Below are 2,223 nucleotides of genomic sequence, written 5' to 3' on the forward strand. Positions count from 1 at the left end.
TTCACTGCATATTAATTTATATCCCTACTAGCAGTGGGTTCTAGCTAGTGCCGTTGCAGGTGAATCAGATGATTTTGCTGGCTTGGAGATCGCGAGGATATGCTCGCATCACAACTTGCAACATTGGCTTAAAATATAAATACGGCTTTAGTTAGATAGAAGCTAAAGCCGTATTTCACAAACAAAATACTTTCTGACAACTAGGATAACATATGTCTGAAGAACGGTTCGACCACCCTTGGGGGTGCGCTTGCGCGTTCGGCTTGAGAGTCAACTAGCACAGGTTATTCAGGCTATCGGTACCATGCAGCAGAATATGGCTACCATGCAGCAGAACATGGCTACCAAGCAAGATCTCGCTGTCGTACGGCAAGACGTAACTGCCGTACAAAACAATGTCAATGCTCTTCGTGAAGATGTCATCAGCCTCCGCCAGCGGATCGATAGTGTCGAAGGTGCCGTTTCGATCGTTATTCGCAATACATTTACAGCGCACCAAAATTTTGTAGACGATCTGAACTTCGATTTGACCAATAACGAGCGCAAAGTTCGCCGTTTAGGTCGTCGAGTCTCTAGGTTAGAACGCCAAGATCTTGACGATTAAAGATTTTTTTCGATCGATTGCGTAGCCTTCGCTTTACCGAATCGAGTCGTTAATGCTATAACAGACATACTTACAATTCAGTTTCAGTCAAACTTGGCTAGCTTTACAGAAAAATGTACAGTTCACTAGATCGGTGTCGCTACATCCTCAACCTGAATGGCTTCGCTCGGCGCGAGTCACAGATCGATCTATCCCAGCTCGTAGCTAAAGTTTTGCGTCGCAGCCGACGACGATAATCTAATTTCGGTGTGGCGCAGAGGGCGCAAAGAGAAGAGAGAACGCGGCGAGATTTCTTGCGTTACGATTGATTTTTACCAAAAATATAGGAGTATTTTGATGAATTTGGACACTGTAGTAGCTCAACCGACGATTCATCCCGAATTGTTGTCAGCTTTCAGTCAGGATGAGTTTAATAGTCATGTGATGACGACTTACGGGCGGTTTAATCTCGCTTTGACTAAAGGTGAGGGCTGCACTGTTTGGGATACAAATGGTAAGGCTTATTTAGATTTTGTGGCGGGGATTGCTACCTGCACATTAGGACACGCACATCCCGCCGTGATTGAAGCGGTGACGACACAGATTCAGACATTGACTCATGTGTCCAATCTTTATTATGTCCCCGTGCAGGGCGAACTAGCTAAGTGGCTGGTAGAGCATTCTTGTGCCGATCGCGTATTCTTTTGTAACTCTGGTGCCGAAGCCAATGAAGGGGCGATCAAACTAGCGCGGAAATACGCTCATACGGTCTTAGGCATTACCGAACCAGTAATTTTGACTGCGAATGCAAGTTTCCACGGACGGACGCTGGCGACGGTGACAGCCACCGGACAGCCGAAGTATCACAAGAATTTTGCGCCATTGATTCCAGGGTTCCACTATGTACCTTACAATGACTTCGCCGCGATCGAATCCGCAGTCGCCGAACTAGATGGAAAAGTAGCCGCAATTATGCTCGAACCACTCCAAGGTGAAGGCGGCGTGAATCCAGGGCAAGTCGAGTATTTCCAACAAGTACGGAAGCTTTGTGACGACAAGGGCATCTTACTAATCCTCGATGAAGTCCAAGTCGGCATGGGACGTTCGGGCAAATATTGGGGCTACGAGCAACTAGGCATCGAACCGGATATTTTCACCAGTGCCAAGGGTTTAGGCGGTGGGATTCCAATCGGGGCGACGTTGTGCAAAGCATCATGTAATGTGTTCCAACCAGGAGATCACGCTAGTACCTACGGCGGCAATCCATTTGTCTGTGCGGTAGCTTTAGCTGTTTGTCAAACATTAGAACGGGAAAATATTCTCGCCAATGTCCAATCGCGGGGCGCACAATTACGGGCTGGTTTACAACAATTAGCTACCAAATATCCCGTAATCTCAGAAGTGCGGGGTTGGGGTTTAATTAATGGCTTGGAGTTGCAAGCTGAGAGTAAAATCAATGCGATCGATATTGTCAAAGCCGCGATGGCAGCAGGTTTATTATTAGTCCCTGCGGGTGTCAAAGTTGTCCGGTTCGTACCACCCTTAATTGTATCGGCAGCAGAGATCGATCGAGCGGTGAGTATTATCGATCGGGTTTTGGCCGCAATGTAGTAAATTCAGAGTGGGTAATTCCCACTCTA

General features: G+C 47.1%; 2 protein-coding genes. Both read left to right on the plus strand.

Features of this window, described 5'->3' with window-relative positions:
* Nucleotides 1–304: 304 nt before the first annotated feature.
* Nucleotides 305–604, plus strand: coding sequence for a hypothetical protein (locus tag RMO84_RS17010; RefSeq protein ID WP_310489623.1), 300 nt, complete (start codon nt 305–307; stop codon nt 602–604).
* Between the two features lie 336 nt (nt 605–940).
* Nucleotides 941–2,194, plus strand: a complete 1,254-nt coding sequence (locus RMO84_RS17015; protein WP_310489624.1) for an aspartate aminotransferase family protein — start codon at nt 941–943, stop codon at nt 2,192–2,194.
* The last annotated feature ends 29 nt before the right edge of the window (nt 2,195–2,223 follow it).

This window comes from Chamaesiphon sp. VAR_69_metabat_338, assembly GCF_031423935.1.
Lineage (GTDB): Bacteria > Cyanobacteriota > Cyanobacteriia > Cyanobacteriales > Chamaesiphonaceae > Chamaesiphon.

Excerpts from the sequence above, each read along its gene's own strand:
- RMO84_RS17010 (WP_310489623.1), top strand. The coding sequence starts at position 305 with ATGCAGCAGAATATGGCTACCATGCAGCAGAACATGGCTACCAAGCAA.
- RMO84_RS17015 (WP_310489624.1), top strand. The coding sequence starts at position 941 with ATGAATTTGGACACTGTAGTAGCTCAACCGACGATTCATCCCGAATTG.